At 58.9% G+C, this 23,333-nt stretch carries 23 protein-coding genes and 1 pseudogene; 10 read left to right on the top strand and 14 right to left on the bottom strand.

The window, feature by feature from the left end; translation table 11 throughout:
- Positions 1–6: 6 nt before the first annotated feature.
- Positions 7–870 carry a YicC/YloC family endoribonuclease gene (locus RMV17_RS28895; protein ID WP_108224981.1) on the bottom strand — a complete coding sequence of 288 codons (864 nt, stop codon included), beginning with the start codon at positions 868–870 and terminating at the stop codon, positions 7–9.
- 269 nt (positions 871–1,139) lie between these two features.
- On the opposite strand from RMV17_RS28895, the gene rph reads away from it, so the two are divergent.
- From rph to gltS, 3 genes are all read left to right on the top strand, one after another.
- Complete coding sequence (gene rph / locus RMV17_RS28890) at positions 1,140–1,862, top strand: ribonuclease PH (RefSeq protein WP_016985814.1); 723 nt, start codon at positions 1,140–1,142, stop codon at positions 1,860–1,862.
- A gap of 28 nt (positions 1,863–1,890) precedes the next feature.
- Complete coding sequence (locus RMV17_RS28885; protein ID WP_007920344.1) at positions 1,891–2,259, top strand: DUF4870 domain-containing protein; 369 nt, start codon at positions 1,891–1,893, stop codon at positions 2,257–2,259.
- 364 nt (positions 2,260–2,623) lie between these two features.
- Positions 2,624–3,832, top strand: a complete 1,209-nt coding sequence (gene gltS, locus RMV17_RS28880; RefSeq protein WP_311884307.1) for a sodium/glutamate symporter — start codon at positions 2,624–2,626, stop codon at positions 3,830–3,832.
- A 78-nt stretch (positions 3,833–3,910) separates the two neighbouring features.
- Here the strand turns inward: gltS and RMV17_RS28875 are convergent, their stop codons facing one another.
- Positions 3,911–4,690 (bottom strand): exodeoxyribonuclease III, encoded by a 780-nt coding sequence (locus RMV17_RS28875; protein ID WP_007920349.1) that lies wholly within the window; start codon positions 4,688–4,690, stop codon positions 3,911–3,913.
- Positions 4,691–4,772: 82 nt separating this feature from the next.
- On the opposite strand from RMV17_RS28875, the gene pyrE reads away from it, so the two are divergent.
- The gene (gene pyrE / locus RMV17_RS28870) at positions 4,773–5,417 is read left to right on the top strand and encodes an orotate phosphoribosyltransferase (protein WP_034152060.1); all 645 of its coding nucleotides are present in this window, start codon (positions 4,773–4,775) and stop codon (positions 5,415–5,417) included.
- A 110-nt stretch (positions 5,418–5,527) separates the two neighbouring features.
- On the opposite strand, the gene RMV17_RS28865 is transcribed toward pyrE, so the two are convergent.
- From RMV17_RS28865 to coaBC, 7 genes and pseudogenes are all read right to left on the bottom strand, one after another.
- Positions 5,528–5,911 (bottom strand): hypothetical protein, encoded by a 384-nt coding sequence (locus tag RMV17_RS28865; RefSeq protein ID WP_034152059.1) that lies wholly within the window; start codon positions 5,909–5,911, stop codon positions 5,528–5,530.
- Positions 5,898–6,470, bottom strand: a complete 573-nt coding sequence (locus tag RMV17_RS28860; protein WP_034152058.1) for a hypothetical protein — start codon at positions 6,468–6,470, stop codon at positions 5,898–5,900. The genes RMV17_RS28865 and RMV17_RS28860 overlap by 14 nt, the downstream gene beginning before the upstream one ends.
- Positions 6,471–6,488: 18 nt before the next feature.
- On the bottom strand, positions 6,489–6,740 hold the full coding sequence (locus RMV17_RS28855; RefSeq protein ID WP_034152057.1) for a hypothetical protein: 252 nt from the start codon (positions 6,738–6,740) through the stop codon (positions 6,489–6,491).
- A gap of 206 nt (positions 6,741–6,946) precedes the next feature.
- Positions 6,947–7,852, bottom strand: a complete 906-nt coding sequence (gene argB, locus RMV17_RS28850; protein WP_003229488.1) for an acetylglutamate kinase — start codon at positions 7,850–7,852, stop codon at positions 6,947–6,949.
- Positions 7,853–7,869: 17 nt separating this feature from the next.
- Positions 7,870–9,246: pseudogene (locus RMV17_RS28845) on the bottom strand (phosphomannomutase/phosphoglucomutase); the annotation flags it as partial.
- A 324-nt stretch (positions 9,247–9,570) separates the two neighbouring features.
- On the bottom strand, positions 9,571–10,026 hold the full coding sequence (gene dut / locus RMV17_RS28840) for a dUTP diphosphatase (RefSeq protein WP_041476635.1): 456 nt from the start codon (positions 10,024–10,026) through the stop codon (positions 9,571–9,573).
- A 5-nt stretch (positions 10,027–10,031) separates the two neighbouring features.
- Complete coding sequence (coaBC, locus tag RMV17_RS28835; protein WP_095119812.1) at positions 10,032–11,240, bottom strand: bifunctional phosphopantothenoylcysteine decarboxylase/phosphopantothenate--cysteine ligase CoaBC; 1,209 nt, start codon at positions 11,238–11,240, stop codon at positions 10,032–10,034.
- Between the two features lie 135 nt (positions 11,241–11,375).
- Between coaBC and radC the strand changes: the two genes are divergently transcribed.
- Positions 11,376–12,050 carry a RadC family protein gene (gene radC, locus RMV17_RS28830; RefSeq protein ID WP_122594517.1) on the top strand — a complete coding sequence of 225 codons (675 nt, stop codon included), beginning with the start codon at positions 11,376–11,378 and terminating at the stop codon, positions 12,048–12,050.
- Between the two features lie 135 nt (positions 12,051–12,185).
- Here the strand turns inward: radC and RMV17_RS28825 are convergent, their stop codons facing one another.
- The gene (locus tag RMV17_RS28825; protein ID WP_311884299.1) at positions 12,186–13,772 is read right to left on the bottom strand and encodes an ABC transporter substrate-binding protein; all 1,587 of its coding nucleotides are present in this window, start codon (positions 13,770–13,772) and stop codon (positions 12,186–12,188) included.
- 448 nt (positions 13,773–14,220) lie between these two features.
- Here RMV17_RS28825 and rpmB point away from each other — a divergent pair, with 448 nt between their 5' ends.
- Both rpmB and rpmG read left to right on the top strand, forming a co-directional pair.
- Positions 14,221–14,454 (top strand): 50S ribosomal protein L28, encoded by a 234-nt coding sequence (gene rpmB / locus RMV17_RS28820; RefSeq protein WP_007920377.1) that lies wholly within the window; start codon positions 14,221–14,223, stop codon positions 14,452–14,454.
- Positions 14,455–14,465: 11 nt separating this feature from the next.
- Positions 14,466–14,621: a 50S ribosomal protein L33 gene (gene rpmG, locus RMV17_RS28815; RefSeq protein WP_003177274.1), complete on the top strand. Its 156-nt coding sequence runs from the start codon at positions 14,466–14,468 to the stop codon at positions 14,619–14,621.
- A gap of 207 nt (positions 14,622–14,828) precedes the next feature.
- On the opposite strand, the gene RMV17_RS28810 is transcribed toward rpmG, so the two are convergent.
- Entirely contained in the window at positions 14,829–15,191 is a 363-nt protein-coding gene (locus RMV17_RS28810) for a cupin domain-containing protein (RefSeq protein WP_008086800.1), read from the bottom strand.
- Positions 15,192–15,430: 239 nt separating this feature from the next.
- Between RMV17_RS28810 and RMV17_RS28805 the strand changes: the two genes are divergently transcribed.
- Together RMV17_RS28805 and RMV17_RS28800 are read left to right on the top strand one after the other, a co-directional pair.
- Complete coding sequence (locus RMV17_RS28805) at positions 15,431–16,924, top strand: aldehyde dehydrogenase (RefSeq protein ID WP_007920380.1); 1,494 nt, start codon at positions 15,431–15,433, stop codon at positions 16,922–16,924.
- A 192-nt stretch (positions 16,925–17,116) separates the two neighbouring features.
- On the top strand, positions 17,117–18,262 hold the full coding sequence (locus RMV17_RS28800; RefSeq protein ID WP_311884294.1) for an MFS transporter: 1,146 nt from the start codon (positions 17,117–17,119) through the stop codon (positions 18,260–18,262).
- 87 nt (positions 18,263–18,349) lie between these two features.
- Here RMV17_RS28800 and RMV17_RS28795 read toward each other — a convergent pair whose 3' ends face one another.
- A complete protein-coding gene (locus RMV17_RS28795; protein ID WP_108224988.1) occupies positions 18,350–19,918 on the bottom strand; it encodes a phospholipase D family protein in 1,569 nt (522 codons plus the stop codon).
- Between the two features lie 60 nt (positions 19,919–19,978).
- Complete coding sequence (locus RMV17_RS28790) at positions 19,979–21,400, bottom strand: PLP-dependent aminotransferase family protein (RefSeq protein ID WP_034152049.1); 1,422 nt, start codon at positions 21,398–21,400, stop codon at positions 19,979–19,981.
- A gap of 179 nt (positions 21,401–21,579) precedes the next feature.
- Here RMV17_RS28790 and RMV17_RS28785 point away from each other — a divergent pair, with 179 nt between their 5' ends.
- A complete protein-coding gene (locus RMV17_RS28785) occupies positions 21,580–21,825 on the top strand; it encodes a DUF1127 domain-containing protein (protein ID WP_311884286.1) in 246 nt (81 codons plus the stop codon).
- A gap of 142 nt (positions 21,826–21,967) precedes the next feature.
- Here the strand turns inward: RMV17_RS28785 and RMV17_RS28780 are convergent, their stop codons facing one another.
- Complete coding sequence (locus RMV17_RS28780) at positions 21,968–23,278, bottom strand: FAD-binding oxidoreductase (protein ID WP_311884284.1); 1,311 nt, start codon at positions 23,276–23,278, stop codon at positions 21,968–21,970.
- Positions 23,279–23,333 lie beyond the last annotated feature (55 nt).

Below are 23,333 nucleotides of genomic sequence, written 5' to 3'. Positions count from 1 at the left end.
GTAGCCTTACTCAATATTCTGCACTTGTTCACGCATCTGCTCGATCAACACCTTGAGGTTGACGGCGGCCTGGGTGCTGCGCGGGTCGAAGGCCTTGGAGCCCAGTGTGTTGGCTTCGCGGTTGAGTTCCTGCATCAGGAAGTCCAGGCGCCGACCGGCGGCACCACCGGATTTGAGCACCCGGCGCACTTCAATGATGTGTGTGCTCAGGCGATCCAGTTCTTCGGCCACGTCGCTCTTTTGCGCGAGGATGACCATTTCCTGTTCGAGACGCTGCGGATCCAGCTCGGCCTTCATGTCGGCGAAGCGGTCGAGGACTTTCTGGCGCTGGGTGGCGAGCATCTGCGGCACCAGTTCACGCAGGGTCACCACGTCTCCTTCAATGGAGGTCAGGCGCTCGTTGATCAGGCGTGCCAGCTCCGCGCCTTCGCGCTCGCGGCCAGCCTTCAGCTCTTTCAGGCCTTGATTGAACAAGGCCAGCGCGTCGGCGTTCAATGCCTGCGGGTCAGTCGCATCGCCTACCAGCACTCCGGGCCAGGCCAGCACTTCCAGCGGATTCAGTGCGGCAGGATTCTTGATCAGGCCGGCAATGGTCTCGGCCGCAGCGACCAGTTGCGCGGCGCGCTCGCGATCGACTTGCAGGGTTTTGCCGGTGCTTTCTTCGGTGAAGCGCAGGGTGCATTCGAGTTTGCCCCGCGACAGGCCTTGACGCAGCGCTTCACGCACTGCGCCCTCGAGGTCGCGAAATGACTCCGGCAGGCGCAGATGGGGTTCAAGGTAGCGGCTGTTGACCGAGCGCAGTTCCCAGCTCAGGGTGCCCTGTGCGCCGGCTTTTTCGACGCGGGCGAAGGCGGTCATGCTGTGTACCATGGCGGTGACCTCGCAATGCAGATCGGCGCAGCAGGATGTTCCGCAGGCTCGATATCAATGAATTTAAGCCGACTGGCAGCAAAGGCGCAGGATTGTAGCGCAGTGCGGCGAATGCGCCCAAACACACGGTGTGACAAAGGGCTGCAGCCCGTCGGTAACGGGTGTTTCAGGGCCTTCGGTCGTCGCCTGGATTTTTTAACGAGTGCCCAGGCGCGGTGCAGCGCTCTATAATGCTCGGCAGTTTTCCGTCCCCAGTACAGGTATTCCCTATGAAACGTCCAAGTGGTCGCGCTGCCGATCAGCTCCGCTCGATCCGCATTACCCGCAACTACACCAAACACGCCGAGGGATCTGTACTGGTCGAATTCGGTGATACCAAAGTCATCTGCACCGTCAGCGTCGAAAATGGCGTGCCGCGCTTCCTCAAAGGCCAGGGCCAAGGCTGGTTGACTGCCGAGTACGGCATGCTGCCGCGCGCCACTGGCGAGCGTAACCAGCGCGAAGCGAGCCGTGGCAAGCAGGGCGGCCGCACCCTGGAAATCCAGCGTCTGATCGGGCGTTCCCTGCGCGCTGCGCTGGACATGTCCAAGCTGGGCGACGTGACCCTGTACGTCGATTGCGACGTGATCCAGGCTGATGGTGGCACCCGCACCGCTTCGATCACCGGCGCTATGGTTGCACTGGTTGATGCGCTGAAAGTGATCAAGAAGCGTGGCGGCCTGAAGGGCGGCGATCCGCTCAAGCAAATGATCGGCGCTGTATCGGTCGGCATGTATCAGGGCGAGGCCGTGCTGGATCTGGACTATCTTGAGGATTCCGCCGCCGAGACGGACCTCAACGTAGTGATGACCAGCACCGGTGGTTTCATCGAAGTGCAGGGCACCGCTGAAGGCGCGCCGTTCCAGCCTGAAGACTTGAACGCGATGCTGGAACTGGCCAAGCAAGGCATGAACGAAATCTTCGAACTGCAAAAGGCTGCACTGGCCGACTGAGCAGGTTCATAACCGCAAGGAGGACGCGATGAGTGACGAGCAAGAATTACTGCCCAAGCCGAGCCAGGAGGTTCGCCAATGGGCGATGTTTTGTCACTTGTCCGCCTTGCTGGGGATCTGGATTCCGTTCGGCAATCTGATCGGACCGTTGATCCTCTGGCAGATGAAGCGCGAAACGGACCCGTTCATCGATGCTCAAGGTAAAGAGGCGCTGAATTTTCAGATCACCGTCGCCATCGCATCGTTGATCTGCTTCCTCCTGATGGTGCTGATCATCGGGTTCTTTCTGCTGGGAATACTGGCTATCGGCGCACTGGTTTTGACGATCATTGCGGGGGTGAAGGCTAATGAAGGCTTCCCGTACCGATATCCGTTTACCTGGCGGTTGATCAAATAAAAGCTCGCCAAGTTTAAAAAATGCCCTGAGATGTCAGGGCATTTTTATTTGCGCAACTAAAGTTATCTCTTCGGTATGTAGGAATAATCTTGTTGCGATGAGTGGCAAGTAACATTTTATATCAATGGCGTAATTACACTTTTGGTCACAACTGTAGTGGCTTGGTTCTGGTTCATAGCCTTGGAATCACAGATGGCGATTGTTAAAGTTGCCGGGCTAATATTTCTTCTGAAATATTAAGATATATTCAAGCCAACGAAGGCTCTTGAATTCCACAGTAATCAGTGTTGAGACAATCAGCCGGTTCATGAGGCGGGTGCAGGTAAAAAACGCGCCTCTGAATATATAGCCAAGAATAATCCCAATGATTCAGCTCGATTTTTACGGAACACTTGTGGCCGCGTCCTTAGTACTTCTGCTAGGGCGCGGGCTCGTTACGCGTGTTGGTTTTATGCGAAGTTACAATATCCCTGAGCCTGTAGCGGGTGGTCTGGTAGTTGCCTTGCTGTTGTTGCTGCTACGAACGTTCGATATTGAAATTCGTTTCGATACTTCTCTGCAGACACCTTTGATGCTGGCCTTTTTTGCCACCATTGGTCTTAGCGCAGACTTTGCCAGCTTGAAGAAAGGTGGCCGGATAGTGGGGATATTTCTCCTGGCGGTCACGGGGCTGTTGGTGGTGCAGAATGCGATGGGGATCGGGCTGGCAAAAATGCTCGGGCTCGATCCATTGATGGGGCTGCTGACCGGCTCGATCACCCTGGCGGGCGGTCACGGTACCGGTGCTGCGTGGGGCACTGTATTCAGTGAGAAGTATGGTCTGGCCTCTGCGTCCGAACTGGCGATGGCCTCTGCGACGTTTGGTTTGGTACTGGGTGGTTTGATCGGCGGGCCGGTCGCGCGTTTGCTCATCAAGCGAGTGAAGGCGCCCGGCGGCCAGCAACTGGATGCGCCACGATTGCCAAAAGGTTTTGAGCAGCCGAACAAGGAGCGCTCGATCACGCCATTCTCGTTTGTCGAAACCCTCGCGTTGATTGCAGTGAGCCTGCTGGTCGGCAATCTATTGAATGGCCTCCTGCACGGGAGCGCATTCGAGTTGCCGACGTTCGTGTGTGTTCTGTTTGTAGGCGTGGTGCTGCGCAACGGTCTTTCCGCGTTGGGCTTGTATCAGGTGTTTGAGCGTGAAGTCTCGGTGCTGGGCAATGTCAGCCTGTCGTTGTTTCTGGCGATCGCCCTGATGTCGCTAAAGTTGTGGGATCTGGCCGCACTGGCGTTGCCGATCTTCATCATTCTGGCTGTGCAGGCGCTGGTCATGGCGCTGTTCGCGATTTTCGTGACGTTCCGGGTGATGGGCAGCAACTACGATGCCGCCGTGCTGGCGGCGGGGCATTGCGGTTTTGGCCTGGGTGCCACGCCGACTGCCATTGCCAACATGCAGGCCGTGACGCAGCGCTACGGTCCCTCGCAGATCGCGTTTCTGGTAGTGCCGATGGTCGGAGCGTTCTTCATCGACATTATCAATGTCGTCGTGATCAAGCTGTACTTGATGTTGCCGTTCTTCGCCGCCGTCTGAGTTCGATTCCGCCCTGAGCGCAGGCATAAAAAATGCCCGTATCTTGCGATACGGGCATTTTTTACTGCGAAACGACGCTTAGATGGTCAGCGTCCAGTCGTAGTCGACAATCAGTGGCGCATGTTGCGAGAACCTTGGCTGACGTGGCAGGCGTGCGCTGCGCACAAAGCGCCGCAGGCCCGGGGTCAGGATCTGGTAGTCGAAGCGCCAGCCCAGATTGAGCATCTCGGCCTGTTCGTTGTCCGGCCACCAGCTGTACTGATCGCCTTCGCGGCTGACTTCGCGCAGGGCATCGACGTAGCCCATGTTGCCGACAATCTCGTCCATCCAGGCGCGCTCTGGCGCCAGGAAGCCCGGGGATTGCTGGCTGTCGCGCCAGTTTTTGATGTCGAGCTTCTGCTGCGCCACGTACAGCGAGCCACAATAAATGTACTCGCGACGTTTGCGTCGCTGTTTGTCCAGGTACTTGCCGAAATCGTCCATGAGCTTGAACTTCTGGTTCAAGTCCTCATCGCCGTTCATCCCCGAAGGGAGCAGCAAGGTGGCAATACTGACTTTGTCGAAATCTGCTTGCAGGTAGCGCCCGTAGCGGTCGGCCGTCTCGAAACCGAGACCGCTGATGACAGCCTTCGGTTGCAACCGCGAATACAAAGCCACGCCGCCTTGGGCAGGGACTTCAGCATCGCAGGCATAAAGGAAGTAGCCATCCAGTTGGAAGGCTGGGTCATCCAGTTCAAAGGCGGAGGCACGGGTGTCCTGCAGGCAGATGACGTCGGCATTCTGTGCTTGCAGCCAACTGAGCAAACCACGCTCGACTGCAGCCTGAATACCATTGACGTTCACACTGATGATCCGCATAAATGGCCCCAAAAATCGCGTGCGTGTATGATACACGGCGTCAAGCTAATTAGCTAAATCCGTGGTATTTGGGGTTTTTTTCATGCAAGCGTATCAGCGCGATTTCATTCGTTTTGCCATCGATCGCGGCGTTTTGCGCTTCGGTGAGTTCACCCTGAAGTCCGGGCGCACCAGTCCTTACTTCTTCAACGCCGGCCTGTTCAACTCGGGTTCGGCCCTCGCGCAGCTGGGGCGTTTCTACGCGGCAGCCATCGCCGAAAGCGGCATTCCCTTCGACGTTCTGTTCGGCCCGGCCTACAAAGGCATTCCGCTGGCGGCAACCACTGCCGTCGCGCTGGCCGAGCATCACGACCGTGACCTGCCATGGTGCTTCAACCGCAAGGAAGCCAAGGCTCACGGCGAGGGCGGCAGCCTGGTCGGCGCGCCGTTGACCGGTGACGTGCTGATCATTGATGACGTGATCACCGCCGGCACCGCGATCCGCGAAGTGATGCAGATCATCGCTTCCCAGGACGGCGCCAAGGCAGCCGGCGTGCTGATTGCGCTGAACCGTCAGGAGCGTGGCAACGGTGAGTTGTCGGCGATCCAGGAAGTAGAGCGTGACTTCGGTATCCCGGTGATCAGCATTGTTTCGCTGAATCAGGTGCTGGAATTCCTTGCCGATGATCCGCAGCTCAAGCAACACCTGCCAGCCGTCGAAGCATACCGCGCCCGGTTCGGCGTGTAATAACACTGGTCTGTCGCACTTCCCCTGTAGGAGCTGCCGAAGGCTGCGATCTTTTGATCTAAAAAAATCAAAAGATCGCAGCCTTCGGCAGCTCCTACAGGCGACTCGATTTAACGCAGGTTTCGCCATTTTCTGATCAGTTTCACGGTTAATCCCGCATTGATCAGCGCAAATGCCAGCAGCGCCAGCACCACCATCACGTACAACGTCCGATCCACATCAAAATCCCACAGATCCAGTTTGCTGCTGCGGACAATGCCTGCAGCGGCCGGTAGATTGACGTAAAACAACGCCACAAACGCGCACGTCAGCGGCAGCGCCCGCGAATAAAACGCCGTCCGTACTTTCTCTCGACTGCGTTTTCGGTTCAGCGGCCCCGACTGGTATTCATCCAGCGCCAACGCCTCACTGAGCGTCGGCCACGCCAGATTGAACATGAACGTGGTCAGGGTCAGCAGCAAACCACTGACCGCGACGATGTCACTGAACGGCATTGAGCCCCAACGTCGTGCAGAGTAAGGCGTGGCTGTCCTCGCTGATCTCGAACTGCCCGGCGCTGCCCTTACGCTTGGTGATGGGTTTGAATGTCGGCTCGTTCTGGGTGATCAGCATGTTCAGCTCATCGCGAATCACATCCGAACTGATGACCACCAAAAACACGGTTTGCGCGTGTTCGGCCGTCTCGATCACCGTACGCATGCTGTGTTGCAGAATGTCATCGAGTTGATTGCGAAAGCGTGACACGGTGTTTTTCAGCAGGGTTTTGCTTTGACTCTGGGTCAGCTGGAAGATCGTCGAGATCTGCGACTCGGTCGGCAATGTTTGCCCGAAGTAGCTCTGAATCAGGTAGAGCAGACGATCCTGTTTGGCCTCGTCAGCCCGGCTGGGCATGCCGCCTTCGACCAGCATTTTCAGGTATTCGGTCAGGCTGGCCTTGGCAATGCGCTGCAAGGCGTGGGTGATTTCAGCGTCGCCAATGCGCAAGGTTTTCTTGACCGGTTCCTTTTGTTCCAGCTCGAAAGCAGCGGCGTCGATCGTGAACGAGATCTGCATGGTTCAGGCGCTCCGGAGTTATTTTTTGTTCGAGGGCGTGATGACCTTGGCGCTTTTGATGTCGGCAGGCTTTTCTGGATAAGGGTCTTTGATCGCATCACCCTGGCCGGTGAGGATCTTCCAGCCATTCAACGCATGCGCCGTTTTGCGAAATTGCGGGCACGGCGGCATCGAGGTTTTGGCTTGGTTGGAATACTGATGGCCGCAATCGACGCACTCGTAAGTGCCTGGGGAAACATCGCTGCCGTAAGGGACGTAGTTTTTTTGCATGGGTAAATCTCCGGTGGATTAAGGGAAGATCCTAGGGAGATTTGTTCGGAGGGAATGTCGGACGTTTCGCTGAGTTGTATCGGATGTTTCTTGCGCGCATAAAAAAGATCGCAGACTTCGTCAGTTCCTACAGGGGCGTCGTACAAAACCACGTTTCTGTAGGAGCTGCCGCAGGCTGCGATCTTTTGCTTTTCAGCGATTACCGATCAAGGACGCTTGCGATTGCTGATCAGCGTGCCCACACCGGTGTCGGTGAAGATTTCCAGCAGTATCGCGTTCGGCACGCGTCCGTCGATGATCAGCGAGCTACCCACGCCACCCTGAACCGCTTCCAGCGCGCAACGGATCTTCGGCAGCATGCCGCCGTAGATGGTGCCGTCGGCGATCAGGTCGTCGACCTGTTGCGTGCTCAGGCCGGTCAGTACGGTGCCCGACTTGTCCATCAGGCCGGCGATGTTGGTCAGCAGCATCAGCTTTTCGGCTTTCAGTGCTTCGGCGACCTTGCCGGCCACCAGATCAGCGTTGATGTTGTAGGACTCGCCGTTTTCACCGACGCCAATCGGCGCAATCACCGGAATGAAGTTGCCTTTGACCAGCAGGTTCAGCAGTTCGGTGTTGATCCCGACCACTTCGCCTACCTGACCGATGTCGATGATTTCCGGTTGAGTCATCTCCGGCGTCTGACGGGTGACGGTCAGTTTCTTCGCACGAATCAGCCCGGCGTCCTTACCGGTCAGGCCGATGGCGCTGCCGCCGTGACGGTTGATCAGGTTGACGATGCTTTTGTTGACCTGACCGCCGAGGACCATTTCCACCACATCCATGGTCGCCGCGTCAGTGACGCGCATGCCATCGACGAAGTGGCTTTCGATCGACAGGCGCTTGAGCAAATCACCAATCTGCGGGCCGCCGCCGTGAACCACGACCGGGTTGATGCCCACGGCCTTCATCAAGACGATGTCGCGGGCGAAGCCGGTTTTCAGCTCCTCGCTTTCCATCGCGTTGCCGCCGTATTTGATCACCAGGGTCTTGCCGACATAACGTCGGATATAAGGCAGCGCTTCGGACAGGACCTGGGCGGTGTGGGCGGCGGCTTCGCGTTCGAGGGTCATTCAGGGCTCCGGGTGGATCAGAACGGTAGTTGGAGATCAGGTGCAACACGTTTCAGTTGGGCGTGGAATACGTCCTTGATACGCGCAAGTTCTGCCTCGTCATCGGCCTCGAAGCGCAGCACCAGCACCGGTGTGGTGTTGGATGCGCGCACCAGGCCCCAGCCTTTGGCGTAATCGACTCGCACGCCGTCAATGGTGGTCAGGTCAGCGCCTGCGCCCCACTGTGCGTCGTGCAGTGCATCAATGATGCTGAATTTGCTCTCTTCGGTCACATGGATATTGATTTCGGGCGTAGAAATATCGTTCGGGAAGGTCGCAAACAGCTCTTCCGCGGTGGATTTTTCCTTGCTGAGGATTTCCAGCAGCCGTGCGGCGCTGTAGATGCCGTCATCGAAACCGAACCAGCGCTCCTTGAAGAAGATGTGCCCGCTCATTTCACCGGCCAGTAGCGCACCGGATTGTTTCATTTTCTTTTTGATCAACGAATGACCGGTCTTCCACATTAGCGGCCGACCACCGTATTCCTTGATCAGCGGCACGAGGCGGCGGGTGCATTTGACGTCGAAGATGATTTCCGCGTCCGGGTTACGCGCCACGACGTCGCGGGCGAACAGCATCAGCAGACGATCGGGGTAAACGATGCTACCGGTGTTGGTCACCACGCCGACACGGTCGCCGTCGCCGTCGAAAGCCAGGCCGATGTCGGCGTTGGTTTCTTTGACTTTGGCGATCAGGTCGACGAGGTTTTCAGGCTTGCCCGGATCCGGGTGATGGTTCGGGAAGTTGCCGTCGACTTCGCAGAACAGCGGGATGACTTCGCAGTTCAGCGCTTCGATCAGTTGCGGGGCGATCACGCCGGCCGCGCCGTTGCCGCAGTCGACCACAACCTTCATGCGCCGCGCCAGTTTGATGTCCTGGACGATTTCGGTGTTGTAGCGGTCGAGGATCTCGACCTGAGTGACGCTGCCGGTACCGCTGCTCAAGTTGTTGGTCTTGAGGCGCTCGTGCAGGGCCTGGATCTGTTCGTTGGCCAGGGTGTCGCCAGCGATGACGATCTTGAAGCCGTTGTAGTTCGACGGGTTGTGGCTGCCGGTGAGCATCACGCCCGACTTGCCGGCCAGCACGTTGGCGGCGTAGTACAGCGCCGGCGTCGGCACCAGGCCAACGTCGCTGACATGGCAACCGCTTTCGGCGATACCGCGAATCAGCTCGGCCACCAGCTCCGGGCCGGACAGGCGACCGTCGCGACCGACGGACACATTCGGCTCGCCTTGGGCGAGGCTCTGCGAACCGATGGCGCGGCCGATCCAGTAAGCGGTCTCGGCATTGAGGAATTCCGGCACGGTGCCGCGAATGTCATAGGCGCGGAAAATGCTGTCAGGCAGCTTCGGGGCAATCTTGGCTGGGGTGCTCATCTACGGAAATGCTCCATCTCGAAAGTGGCGGGACAGACCGACGAATCGTTCGACGGCAGGCTCAAACTGAAGGGTATGACGGCGTTTTCCACAGAGAGTTCGTGGTATGAAAGGGCCATGACGCCTCGGCTGGCGTGGCTTTCGGCCGGCAAAACCTTGATTTACGGTGTTAAAACCTGTCGCGGAAACTGCACAAATTTCCCCTGTAGGAGCTGCCGAAGGCTGCGATCTTTTGACTTTGTTTTTTAAGATCGAGATCAAAAGATCGCAGCTTGCGGCAGCTCCTACAGGATATTCATCCGGTTATTTGGTGCCGGTATGGCCAAACCCACCGGTGCCGCGTTCGGTTTCGACGAACTCTTCAACCATTTCGAAGTGCGCCTGCACCACTGGCACCAGCACCAGTTGCGCCAGACGTTCGCCGACGGTCATGGTGAAATCGCTCTGGCCACGGTTCCAGCACGAAACCATCAGTGGGCCTTGGTAATCGGAGTCGATCAGGCCGACGAGGTTGCCCAGCACGATGCCGTGCTTATGGCCCATGCCCGAACGCGGCAGGATCAGCGCGGCGAGGTTCGGGTCGCCGATGTAAACCGACAGGCCGGTAGGGATCAGCACGGTTTCACCCGGTTTGATCACGATGTCCTGTTCCAGCATGGCGCGCAGGTCGAGGCCGGCGGAGCCCGGGGTGGCGTATTGCGGCAGCGGGAATTCGCTGCCGATGCGTGGGTCGAGGATCTTGGCTTGCAAAGCGTGCATGTAAATTAAACCTGGTTCAGACGTTCGGCGATAAAAGTGACCAGTTGGCGAGCGATCTTGCTCTTGCTGGTCTGGGCGAAAACCGTGGCGTGCAGCGCACGGTCAATCACGCTGCAGGCGTTTTCTTCGCTGTTGAAACCGATGCTCGGGTTGGCGACGTCATTGGCGACGATCAAATCGAGATTCTTGTCCTTCAGCTTGCGTGCAGCGTAGTCGAGCAGGTGTTCGGTCTCGGCGGCGAAGCCGACACTGAACGGACGGTCGGGACGGGTCGCGATGGTGGCCAGAATGTCTGGATTGCGCACCATTTGCAGGACGAAGCCGTCGCCGCTCGTAGGATCTTTCTTGAGTTTTTGCGGGGCGACGACTTCCGGGCGGTAGTCCGCAACGGCTGCCGAGGCGATGAACACGTCGCACGGGATCGCCGATTCACAGGCCGCGAGCATGTCGCGGGCGCTGACCACGTCGATGCGTGTGACGCGATCCGGCGTCGGCAGGTGCACCGGGCCGCTGATCAGGGTGACACGGGCGCCGGCCTCCACCGCGGCTTCAGCGAGGGCGAAGCCCATTTTGCCGGAGCTGTGGTTGGTGATGTAGCGCACCGGGTCGATGTTTTCCTGGGTCGGGCCGGCGGTGATGACCACGTGCTTGCCGGTCAGTGCCTGACGCTGAAAGCAGTCGGCCGCACATTGCGCCAGATCGGTGGCTTCCATCATCCGCCCCATGCCGACGTCGCCGCAGGCCTGACTGCCAGACGCCGGGCCGAAGGTCTTCAGGCCACGGCTTTCCAGGAGTTGCAGGTTGGCCTGGGTCGCCGGATCACGCCACATCGCCTGATTCATTGCCGGAGCGACAGCCACAACAGCGTCGGTGGCCAGCACCAGGGTGGTCAGCAAATCGTTGGCGATGCCTTGCGCCAGGCGCGCGAGCAGGTCGGCGGTGGCCGGGGCGATCAGCACCAGATCGGCCCACTTGGCCAGCTCGATGTGGCCCATCGCGGCTTCGGCGGCCGGGTCGAGCAGGTCGAGGTGCACAGGGTGGCCGGACAGGGCCTGCATGGTCAGCGGGGTGATGAACTCGGCGCCGCCATGGGTCATTACCACGCGCACTTCGGCGCCCTGGTCGATCAGGCGACGAACCAGATCAGCGCTCTTGTAGGCCGCGATGCCGCCGCCGACGCCCAGAACGATGCGTTTCCGATACAGCCGCTGCATAGGTCTGCCTTTCATTTCGTGGGTGACATACGTGGCGAAACCCCCTCCCCAGGGTGAATTCGCCCGCAAAAAAGATGGGCTAAGATATCACAGCGACCGCTACGGAACAGCGGCGCTCACAGACAGGGAATGTGTATGAGTATTCGTGATTGGCCTGCGGCGGAACGGCCGCGGGAAAGGTTATTGGAGCACGGGGCAGCGAGCCTTTCGGACGCTGAGTTATTGGCGATTTTTCTTCGTACTGGCTTGCCCGGACTCAGTGCTGTGGACTTGGCGCGCAACCTGTTGACTCAATTCGGCAGCCTGCGTTTGCTGCTTGAGGCCGATCAGGACGCATTCAGCAAACAATTGGGGCTTGGGCCGGCGAAGTTTGCGCAACTGCAAGCTGCTCAGGAAATGAACAGGCGGCATCTGGCTGAGAAATCACGGCAGAAACCAGCCCTGGAAAACCCTCAGGTCGTTCGCGATTATCTGAAGTCGATGCTGCGTCACGAACCGCATGAGGTGTTTGGTTGCCTGTTTCTCGACTCCAAACATCAAGTACTGAATTTCGAGATACTGTTTCGCGGTTCCATCGACAACACCAGCGTGCATCCGCGCGAGGTTGTGAAGCGATGTTTGGCCAATAATGCGGCAGCGTTGATCCTGTGTCACAACCATCCATCAGGGAACACTGACCCAAGTCAGGCAGATCGGCTGCTGACCAAGCGCCTGCAAAAGGCGCTGGAGCTGATTGATGTGCGAGTGCTGGATCACTTCATCGTCGGTGACGGAGAGCCGCTATCGATGGCGGAGTGTGGCTGGATGTAGTTCTCAGGGACAAACGCTAAACCCCTGTGGGAGCGAGCCTGCTCGCGAAGGCGGTGTGCCAGTCAGCATTTTTGTTACTGACGGACCGCTTTCGCGAGCAGGCTCGCTCCCACATTGGGAACTATGCAAGCAAGGTTATTTGAGGTTGACCTTGGAATAGTCCTGCCGGCCAAACGGGCTTACCAAGTAACCCTGCACGTCTTTACGCGTCAGTGCGTAGGCCGTCGGATGCGCCAGCGGCAACCACAACGCCTGCTGCTGAATCTGCGCCTGCGCCTGTTCATACAGCTTGGTGCGCACGCCTTGTTCGCTGGTGGTCTTGCCGGCGCTGATCAGCTTGTCCAGGTCGGCGTTGCAATAACGGGCGAAGTTGGTCCCTGACTTGACTGCCGCGCAGGAGAACTGCGGCGTGAGGAAGTTATCCGGGTCGCCGTTGTCACCCGCCCAGCCCATGAACAACAGGTCATGTTCTCCGGCCTTGGCGCGACGAATCAATTCACCCCACTCGATCACACGGATTTCCGCCTGAATGCCGATTTCCGCCAGATCCGATTGCAGCATTTGTGCACCAAGACTTGGATTCGGGTTAAGCAGGCTGCCCGACGGGCGTGTCCAGATCGTGGTCTGGAAGCCGTCCTTCAATCCGGCCTTGGCCAGCAGCGCCTTGGCTTTGGCGACATCGTGCGGGTAACCCGGCAGGCTCTTCGCGTAGCTCCAGGTGTTCGGCGGGTAAGGGCCGTTGGCGGCTTCTGCAGTGTCTTCGAACACGGCCTTGACGTAGTTGGCCTTGTCGAAGGCCAGGTTGATCGCCTGACGTACTTCCGGCTTGTCCAGTGGCGGATGCTGGCTGTTGATGCCAACGAAAGCGGTCATGAAGGCGTCAGTCTTTTCGACTTTCAGCGTCGGCTCTTTCAGCGCAGCCTGTACGTCGAGTGGTTTCGGCGACAGGGCGATCTGGCATTCATTGCGTCGCAGCTTTTGCAGGCGCACGTTGGCGTCCGGGGTGATGGCGAAGATCAACGGATCCACCGCAGGTTTGCCACCGAAGTAATCCGGGTTGGCCTTGTAACGAATCGCTGCGTCTTTCTGGAAACGGTTGAACACGAACGGGCCGGTACCGATCGGCTGGCTGTTGAGCTTGTCCGTCGCGCCGGCCTTCATCAGTTTGTCGGCGTATTCGGCGGAGTAGATCGAAGCGAAGCCCATGCTCAGAGTCGCCAGGAAGGTCGAATCCGGGTGATCAAGGGTGAAACGCACGGTCAGCGGATCGAGGGCGTCGATCTTCTTGATCAGCGCTGGCAACTGCATTGATTGCGCATGGGGGAAGCCGCTTTGAGCAACCTTGTGCCACGGGTTGGCCGGGTCGAGCATGCGGTCGAAGCTGAATTTGACGTCTTCAGCAGTCAGCTCGCGGCTCGGCTTGAAGTAATCAGTCGTATGAAACTTCACCTGTGGGTGTAGCTTGAAGACGTACGTCAGGCCATCGGTGCTGACTTCCCAGCTTTCGGCCAGGCTTGGCACGACTTTGCCGCTGGCGGTGTCGAAATCCACCAGACGGTTCATCAGCACGTCGGCCGAGGCGTTGGTGGTGGTCAGCGAGTTGTATTGCACCACGTCGAACCCTTCAGGGCTGGCCTCGGTGCAGACGCTCAGCGCGGCGGCCTGGGCCAGAGGGCTCAGCAGGAGCGGGGCGAGCAACAGGGGTAGGGCAGCGAGGCGCATGGTCGGTTTCCTTTTACAGATCGAAGGCCCATCTGCAAGTGCAGTCTGGAAAAGGCCTACCCTAGTGGTCTGGATTACAAATGACTATCCCCTTTTTGCATTTTCGGGGCACAGTGATGGCCGTTTTTCAGACCGCGGTGCGCGGCAAAAAGTCTGGATCGTCTGCAAGAGCGGTTTTCTGCGACGAGTGGTAAAAATCGATGCCAGCCTTTATCCAAAGCGTCCGCAGGCCAAAAAAACGCCTTTTTACCGATTGATTGCACACCGAATGTTGTTGCACCCCGGTCTTTCTGGTATAAAGCAGCGCTCTTTTCTAGGGGCCCGGTTCCTTCACTGTAGGTGTAGCCGGTAAGACCTCTAAAGAAACGCGGCGCCTGGCGCCAAATGACTGAGAGATTAAGCGGCCAACCCATGCCGGGTTGGGCATGTGGTTTTAGAGGGCTGAGGCATGTCGAGAGTATGTCAAGTTACCGGTAAGGGTCCGGTGACTGGGAATAACATTTCCCACGCAAACAACAAAACCCGTCGTCGTTTCCTGCCGAACCTGCAGCATCACCGCTTCTGGGTTGAAGAAGAGAAACGTTTTGTGCGTCTGCGCGTATCTGCCAAAGGCATGCGTATCATCGACAAGCGTGGCATCACTGTCGTGCTCGCCGAACTTCGCCGCGATGGCAAGATTTAAGGGAGCTAATCATGCGTGAATTGATTCGTTTGATCTCGAGCGCCGGTACTGGTCACTTCTACACTACCGACAAGAACAAGCGTACTACCCCGGACAAAATCGAGATCAAGAAATATGATCCGGTTGTTCGCAAGCACGTGATCTACAAGGAAGGCAAAATCAAGTAATTGATTTTTCCCGACTTACGAAAAAGGCCCGTATCTCACGATACGGGCCTTTTTTGTTGCCTCTGATTTGTGCGGTGTCTGGTCTGGCCTCATCGCTGGCAAGCCAGCTCCCACAGGTTTTTGTGTTGAACACAATTTTGTGAACACCAATTACCCCTGTGGGAGCTGGCTTGCCAGCGATAGGGCCGGATCAGCCAGCAAAGATCCTCAAGCCTTCTGTTCGAAGATCACATAGACCTTGCGGCAAGCCTCCAGTACTTCCCAGGTGCCGCGGAAACCCGCCGGAATCACAAACCGGTCGCCCACACGCAACGTCTTGGCGTTACCATCGCTGTCACGCAGCACCGAAACGCCCTGCAAGATCTCGCAGTACTCATGCTCGGTGTAGTTCACCGTCCATTGCCCCACCGCACCTTCCCAAACGCCAACGCCCATCTGCCCACACGGGCTGTCGTATTGATGGAACACCGCTTGTTCAGGATCACCCTTAAGCACTTTGGCCGGGTCCGGACGATAGCGTTCGGCTTCGCTGCTGGTCAGGCTGATGTCGACGACGTTCTGGATGTTCATTGTTGTTATCCCCCGTGAATACGGCGCGATTGGCTGGAAAGGGCCAAAGTCTATGTTGATTAAAATCAACACCGCAAGGCCGTAAGACCACCTTATGTCAAATATATTGAAACAACCCCGGCCGCTGGTTTAGGGTGGCGGGTGCCTCTGGCCGAAAAACCGGCTGGCCGGGCAGAATTCTTGAGGACGCTGGCGAAGATCGCGCGGCGCTCGTATTCAACAAGCGGAGGACACTCGAAATGACCACCCTGACTCGTGCCGACTGGGAACAACGCGCCCGCGACCTGAAAATCGAAGGCCGCGCCTACCTCAATGGCGAATACACCGACGCGGTCTCCGGCGAGACCTTCGAGTGCATCAGCCCGGTCGATGGCCGTCTGCTCGGCAAGATCGCCAGCTGTGACGCCGCTGACGCCCAGCGCGCCGTGGAAAATGCCCGCGCCACGTTCAATTCCGGCGTCTGGTCGCGCCTGGCGCCGACCAAACGCAAAGCCACCATGATCCGTTTTGCCGGCCTGCTCAAGCAGCACGCCGAAGAACTGGCCCTGCTCGAAACCCTCGACATGGGCAAGCCGATCAGCGATTCGCTGTATATCGACGTCCCGGGCGCGGCGCAAGCGCTGAGCTGGAGCGGTGAAGCGATCGACAAGATCTACGACGAAGTGGCCGCTACGCCGCACGATCAATTGGGTCTGGTTACCCGCGAGCCAGTCGGTGTGGTCGGCGCCATCGTGCCGTGGAACTTCCCGTTGATGATGGCTTGCTGGAAACTCGGCCCGGCGCTGTCGACCGGTAACTCGGTGATCCTCAAACCATCGGAAAAATCCCCGCTGACCGCCATCCGCATCGCTGCGCTGGCCGTTGAAGCCGGTATCCCGAAAGGCGTGCTCAACGTGCTGCCGGGCTACGGCCACACCGTTGGCAAGGCGCTGGCCCTGCACAACGATGTCGACACGCTGGTGTTCACCGGTTCGACCAAGATCGCCAAGCAACTGATGATCTACTCCGGCGAATCGAACATGAAACGCGTCTGGCTCGAAGCCGGCGGCAAGAGCCCGAACATCGTCTTTGCCGATGCGCCGGACTTGCAAGCCGCTGCCGAATCAGCGGCCAGCGCCATCGCCTTCAACCAGGGCGAAGTGTGCACCGCCGGTTCGCGTCTGCTGGTCGAGCGTTCGATCAAGGACACATTCCTGCCGATGGTGATCGAGGCGTTGAAAGCCTGGAAGCCGGGCAACCCGCTGGATCCGGCCACCAACGTTGGTGCACTGGTCGATACGCAGCAGATGAACACTGTGCTGTCGTACATCGAGTCCGGCCACAGCGATGGCGCCAAACTGGTCGCCGGCGGCAAACGCATTCTGCAGGAAACCGGCGGCACCTATGTTGAACCGACGATTTTCGACGGCGTGAGCAACGCGATGAAGATCGCTCAGGAAGAGATCTTCGGCCCGGTGCTGTCGGTCATCGCTTTCGATACCGCTGAGGAAGCGATCCAGATCGCCAACGACACGCCGTACGGCCTGGCCGCAGCAGTCTGGACGCAAGACATCTCCAAGGCGCATCTGACCGCCAAGGCCCTGCGTGCCGGCAGCGTGTGGGTCAACCAATACGATGGTGGTGACATGACCGCACCGTTTGGCGGCTTCAAGCAATCGGGCAACGGCCGTGACAAGTCGCTGCACGCGTTCGACAAGTACACCGAGCTGAAGGCGACGTGGATCAAGCTGTAAGCCGTTAGGAGGGGCTGTTCGCGAGAGCAGATCCTCCAGACGAAGCAGATCCCCTGTGGGAGCGAGCTTGCTCGCGAAAGCGGTGTATCAGTCAGCCCCTGTGCTGAATGTGAAACCGCTTTCGCGAGCAGGCTCGCTCCCACATTTGTTTGATGTGGCTTCTAAAAATAATTATCCACAGGAGCGTGGAATATGCGGTGGGCGACGTATTTCGCCGTGTTGGCGTCTGTCTTGAGTGTCGGTCTGGCCCTGGGGGTCAGCATGCCGTTGGTGTCGTTGCGTCTGGAGGGTTGGGGTTATGGCTCCTTCGCCATTGGCGTGATGGCGGCGATGCCAGCGATTGGCGTGTTGTTGGGCGCGAAGATTTCCAGTCATCTGGCCGCGCGCTTCGGCACGGCCAACCTGATGCGCCTGTGTCTGTGGGCTGGAGCGCTGTCGATTGGCTTGTTGGCGTTGCTGCCGAGCTATCCGATCTGGCTGGTATTGCGGCTGATGATCGGTGTGATCCTGACCATCGTGTTCATCCTCGGCGAGAGCTGGATCAATCAACTGGTGGTCGAGAACTGGCGCGGACGATTGGTGGCGCTGTATGGCAGCAGCTATGCGTTGAGCCAGCTCTCAGGCCCGTTACTGCTGGGTGCGCTGGGTACCGAGCATGATTACGGCTTTTGGGTCGGTGTCGGCCTGCTGCTGGTTTCGCCCTTGTTGCTGCTGGGCCGCAGCGGTGCACCAAGCAGCGAAGCGAGCAGCGTAACGTTCCGTGACCTGTGGGGATTCGCTCGTGAGCTGCCAGCGATTGCCTGGGCAGTTTCATTGTTCGCCGCGTTCGAGGCGATGATCCTGACGCTGCTGCCGGTGTATTGCCTGCAGCAGGGTTTTACCGCCGAGATTGCACTGGCGATGGTCAGCACGGTGGTGGTGGGCGATGCGCTGCTGCAATTGCCGATCGGCGCGTTGGCTGATTACCTGTCGCGGCGTACGTTGTTCGCCGGTTGTGCGCTGGTGTTGATGCTGTCGAGCCTGGCGATTCCGCTGCTGCTCGATACGCTGCTGATCTGGCCGCTTTGGGTGTTGTTCGGGGCGAGTGCCGGCGGACTTTTCACCCTGTCATTGATCCTGATTGGCGAGCGTTATCGTGACGATGCACTGGTGCGGGCGAATGCGCATATTGCGCAGCTGTGGGGCGTGGGATGTCTGGTCGGGCCGCTCGCGGCCGGGGCGGGCAGCCAGTGGATCAGTGGGCATGCGTTGCCGTTGTTGATGGCGATTGGGGCGTTTGGGTTGGTTCTGCTTCTTTTGCGTCAGGGTGCGTTTGGCCCAGTGACCGTGCCTGCCTAACATCAAAAGATCGCAGCCTTCGGCAGCTCCTACAGGAGGAATGCATTTCAACTGTAGGAGCTGCCGAAGGCTGCGATCTTTTGCTTTTCAAAGCATTCGTTCAAGGCCGACAGTGGTGCTGAACCACGCATTGAACCGCCGCCACCAACTCCCCGGCTCTTTGCTCAGCGTATGCATCTGCCCGTTGTCTTCGGTGACCCAAACGATCTGGCCATCCTGCAATTTCGCCTGGTAACTCAGCGCCGGCGCCATGCCTTGCAAGGCCAGTTCGCGAACATGTTCGGCCAGCTCGGGGCTGTCCACCAAGACCCCGACTTCGGTGTTCCACAAAACCGAGCGCGGGTCGAAGTTGAACGAGCCGATAAACGACTTCTGCCGATCAAAGATCATCGCCTTGCTGTGCAGGCTTGAATCGGAACCGCGAAACGACTTGCTGTAAAACACATGCGGGCCGCTGCCATAGTTATCCCCAGGCTGGCGGCGCAGTTCATACAGCTTCACGCCATGCTCGAGCAACGCTTTGCGATACGGCGCATAGCCGCCGTGCACCGCCGGCACGTCGGTGGCTTCCAGCGCGTTGGTCAGCAGGCTCACCGCAACCCCTGCATCGGCGCGCCCGGTCAAGTACACCAGCCCCGGTTGGCCGGGCACGAAGTACGCCGAAATCATGATCAACTCTTTGCTCACGCCTCTGAGCTCGGGTGCCAGTTGCGTGGTCAGCAGCAATTGCGGATCCGGCTCGCCCTTGGCCAGCACTTTGCTCGGCGCATCCCACAGCGCCTGATTCCACGCCCAGATCAGCTCTTTGCGCCAGATGTCCATGCGCGGCGCGGTCTTGAATGTCATCAACTGCTGGTACAGCGCGTGATTCTGTTTGCGGGTGTCTTCCAGTGATTCTTCCAGACGTGTGCGAGTGTTCTCCAGGTCCTTGGCGGTCGGTTGGCTGGAGAGGAATTCGTCGATCGGCTTGCTCAGGGCGCTGTTCCAGTACTGATCGAAACTGTGCCCGAGTTGCTCGGCCACCGGCCCGACGCTGAGCATGTCGATGTCGGTGAAATTCAGGTTCGGCTCGGCGTCGAAATACTCATCGCCCAAGTTGCGTCCGCCGACGATGGCCACGCTGTTATCCGCCAGCCACAGCTTGTTGTGCATGCGCCGGTGCTGCAGCGACAGATTGAACAAGCGCCCCGCCGCGCGGGTGATGCCAGTGCTGCGGCCCAGATGCAGCGGGTTGAACAGACGGATCTGAATTTGCGGATGCGCCGCCAGTGTCGCGATGATCTGGTCGAGGCCATCGCTGGTGGTGTCATCGAGCAGGATGCGCACACGCACGCCACGGTCGGCAGCCTTGAGCAGTTCCTCCACCAGCATCCGCGTGCTGATGCCGTCGTGGACGATGTAGTACTGCAGATCGAGACTGGTCTGGGCGTTGCGGATCAGTTCGGCGCGAGCGGTGAATGCCTCGCTGCTGTTGGACAGCAGGCGAAAACCCGAGCGGCCTTGATAGGGCGCCGCTTGCGCCTGAATCGAACGGCCGAAGCTGGAATCGGATGCTGGCAGCGCCTGACTGGGCTCACGCGGAACATCGAGACTGGCACAGCCGCTCAGGAATGAGGCGAGTAACAGCAAAGCGAGTAGGGGCTGTCTGAAGCTCACGTAGGATCATTCCGGTTGGCGGCAAGGGTCGGCATATGGACGCGGTTCTCTGGAAAAAAGTCAGTCGGCTTCGGCCAATAATCTGATTGCCGTCGCGCCGACCTTGCGCACTGCCTCTTCGATCTGCGCTGTCGGTTTGGCAGCGTAGTTCATCCGCAGGCAATTGCGGTATTTGCCTGAGGCGGAAAAGATGCTGCCGACGGCAATCTGTACGCCTTGGTCGAGCAGCGCACGATTCAGTTTCAGCGTGTCGAAACCTTCCGGTAATTCCACCCACAACATGAAGCTGCCCTGTGGGCGGCTGGCGCGGGTGCCGGCGGGAAAGTAGCGGGTCACCCAATCGATCATCACGTCGCGATTGCGTTGGTATTGCGTGCGCATCCGCCGCAAATGCGGTTCGAAATGGCCGGATTTGAGAAACTCGGCGATGGCGATCTGCGGCTGCGGTGCGGTTGATCCGGTGCTGATGTATTTCATGTGCAGCACGCGCTCGAGGTAGCGGCCCGGCGCAACCCAACCAATCCGCAGCCCCGGCGCCAATGTCTTGGAAAACGAACTGCAGAGCAGCACGCGGCCATCTTCGTCAAAGGATTTGATCGTGCGTGGGCGCGGGTAGGTGTAGGCCAGTTCGCCATACACATCATCTTCGATGATCGCCACGTCGAAGCGTTGCGCGAGGTTGAGCAGCGCGCGTTTGCGCGACTCCGGCATGATGTAGCCGAGCGGGTTATTGCAGTTGGGGGTGATCTGGATGACCTTGATCGGCCATTGTTCCAGCGCCAGTTCCAGGGCTTCCAGGCTGATGCCGGTGAGCGGGTCGGTGGGAATTTCCAGGGCCTTCATGCCCAGGCCTTTAAGCGTCTGCATGGCGCCGTGAAAGCTTGGTGAGTCGACCGCGACGATATCGCCCGGCTCGCAGATCGCGTGGATACTGGTCGACAGCGCCTCATGACATCCGGTGGTGACAACAAGGTCGCTGGCGCTCAACTGGCAGCCGGAGTCGAGCATCAGCCGAGCGATCTGTTCGCGCAGTTCGAGAGTGCCGTGGATGTTGTCGTAATACAGGCCGGGCATGTCCTGACGGCGGCTGATCCGTGCCAGCCCGCGCAACAGCGGTTTCATCGTCGGCGAGCTAATGTCCGGCATGCCGCGCCCCAGTTGCACGACATCCTTGCGCGGCACCGCGCGAATCAACTCCAGCACTTGATCCCATTGCGAAATCTCCACCGGCCGCTGTGCCGGCCGGCCGACGGCGGGCAGCTCCGGCAGCTCGCGACCGACCGGCACGAAGTAGCCTGATTTCGGTTTCGGCATCGCCAGACCGCTGTCTTCGAGCATGCGATAGGCCTGTTGCACCGTGCTCAGGCTGACCCCGTGTTCGACGCTCAAGGCACGGACTGACGGCAAGCGGTCACCGGGTCGATAGAAGCCGTTTTCGATGCGTGTGCCGAGCAATTCGGCGAGGTTTACATAAAGGGTCATGGCGCTGCCTCGGTGCAGGTGATTCGATAAACCAGTACAGACGTGACAAAAATCGACAATTCAGTCTGTAAAGCGGCAAATCTGTATGGAGTTAATACAGTTGCTTTGAATCTGTAATGGTTTTGCTCGCCCGCGCATCATGGAATCTCTGGCTACCCAAGTAAACAGGAGCGACAAAAATGAACGGCTTGAGCGATGTGCGGCTGACGTTACACAGTCAGGAACTGGTGGCAGGGCAGAAGGATCGTGCGCGCAATGAGAGCCTGCGTAATGCACCGTCCGGCCTGAGTCGCTGGGGTCTGATGTGGCATCGTCTGCACACGCGCAGGGCGTTGCTGGCGCTGACGGCGGATCAGCTCAAGGACATCGGGCTAACCCGTGAGCAGGCGCAGGAGGAGGGGTTGAAACCATTCTGGCGGATCTGAGATCTGTATTGTTCTTGCGGCCCTCATCGCTGGCAAGCCAGCTCCCACAGTTATCGTGGATGTTCACAATATCGGTGTTCACCCCAAACCCTGTGGGAGCTGGCTTGCCAGCGATGGCGGCCTCATGAGCGCCGCAAAACCATCAGACCAACTCTTTCATCCGGTGCCACAACATCCCCAACGCCAACAGCGGCGAACGCAAATGCTTGCCGCCCGGGAAGGTGATGTGCGGCACCTTGGCAAACAGATCAAAGCCACCACTGTGCTGCCCGCTGATCGCTTCGGCGAGCAACTTGCCCGCCAGGTGCGTGGCGTTCACCCCGTGGCCTGAATAGGCCTGGGCGTAATACACATTCGGCTGATCATTAAGTCGGCCAATTTGTGGCAACCGGTTGGCGCCGATGCCGATCATGCCGCCCCACTGATAATCGATTTTCACCCCGGCCAGTTGCGGGAAGACCTCCAGCATCTTTGGTTGCATATATGCGGCGATGTCTTTCGGGTCGCGTCCCGAGTAGTGGCAGGCACCGCCGAACAGCAAACGACGATCCGCCGAGAGCCTGTAGTAATCCAGCGCGACACGTTGGTCGCAGACCGCCATGTTCTGCGGCAGCAGGTTGTGAGCCTGTTCTTCGCTCAACGGTTCGGTAGCGATGACGTAGCTGCCGGCGGGCAGGACTTTGCCGCTGAGTTGTGGATTCAGACCATTGAGATACGCGTTGCAGCCAAGGACCAGTGTCTTGGCGCGCACCGAACCTTGGGCTGTATGGACTTTGACTTCGGGGCCGTAATCGATACGCGTCACTGCCGAGTGTTCAAACAGTTTGACGCCCAATTGCTGCGCCGCCGCTGCTTCGCCCAATGCGAGATTGAGCGGATGCAAATGCCCTGACCCCATGTCGATCAAACCACCGACATAGCGCTTGGAACCGACCACCGTGTGCATTTCGTGGGCTTGCAGCAAACGGGTTTCGTAACGATAACCGAGGCTGCGCAACTCTTCGGCGTCTTCGGCAAAACCCTCAAGGTCGGCGGGTTTGTTGGCAAGGTCGCAGTAGCCCCAGGTCAGATCACAGGCGATCTGAAAACGCTCGACACGCTGGCGGACGATTTCCACCGCTTCCAGGCCCATCAGTTTCATCTCGCGCACGCCGTCGGGGCCGATGACGTTGGTGAACTGATCGAGGCCGTGGCCGACGCCGCGAATCAACTGGCCACCGTTGCGGCCACTGGCGCCCCAGCCAATCTTGTGCGCTTCCAGCAGCACCACGCTGAGCCCGCGTTCAGCCAGTTCCAACGCCGTGTTCAACCCGGAAAAGCCACCGCCGACCACGCAGACGTCGGCAATCACTTCACTTTGCAGCCGCGGATGATCCGGTTGCGGCAGGCTGCTGGCGGCGTAATAAGAGGCAACGTGGGGTTGGCTCGCGAGGGTGTGGGCGCGGGCAGTCATGGGCGTCATCCTGAGGCGGGGGGTGTCGAGAAAATTTGACGGAGCATAAGCCGCA

This window comes from Pseudomonas sp. VD-NE ins, from assembly GCF_031882575.1.
GTDB classification, from domain to species: domain Bacteria; phylum Pseudomonadota; class Gammaproteobacteria; order Pseudomonadales; family Pseudomonadaceae; genus Aquipseudomonas; species Aquipseudomonas fluorescens_BZ.
The sequence above is the reverse complement of the archived record's forward strand: the minus strand, read 5'-3'. Positions and strand labels throughout refer to the sequence as shown.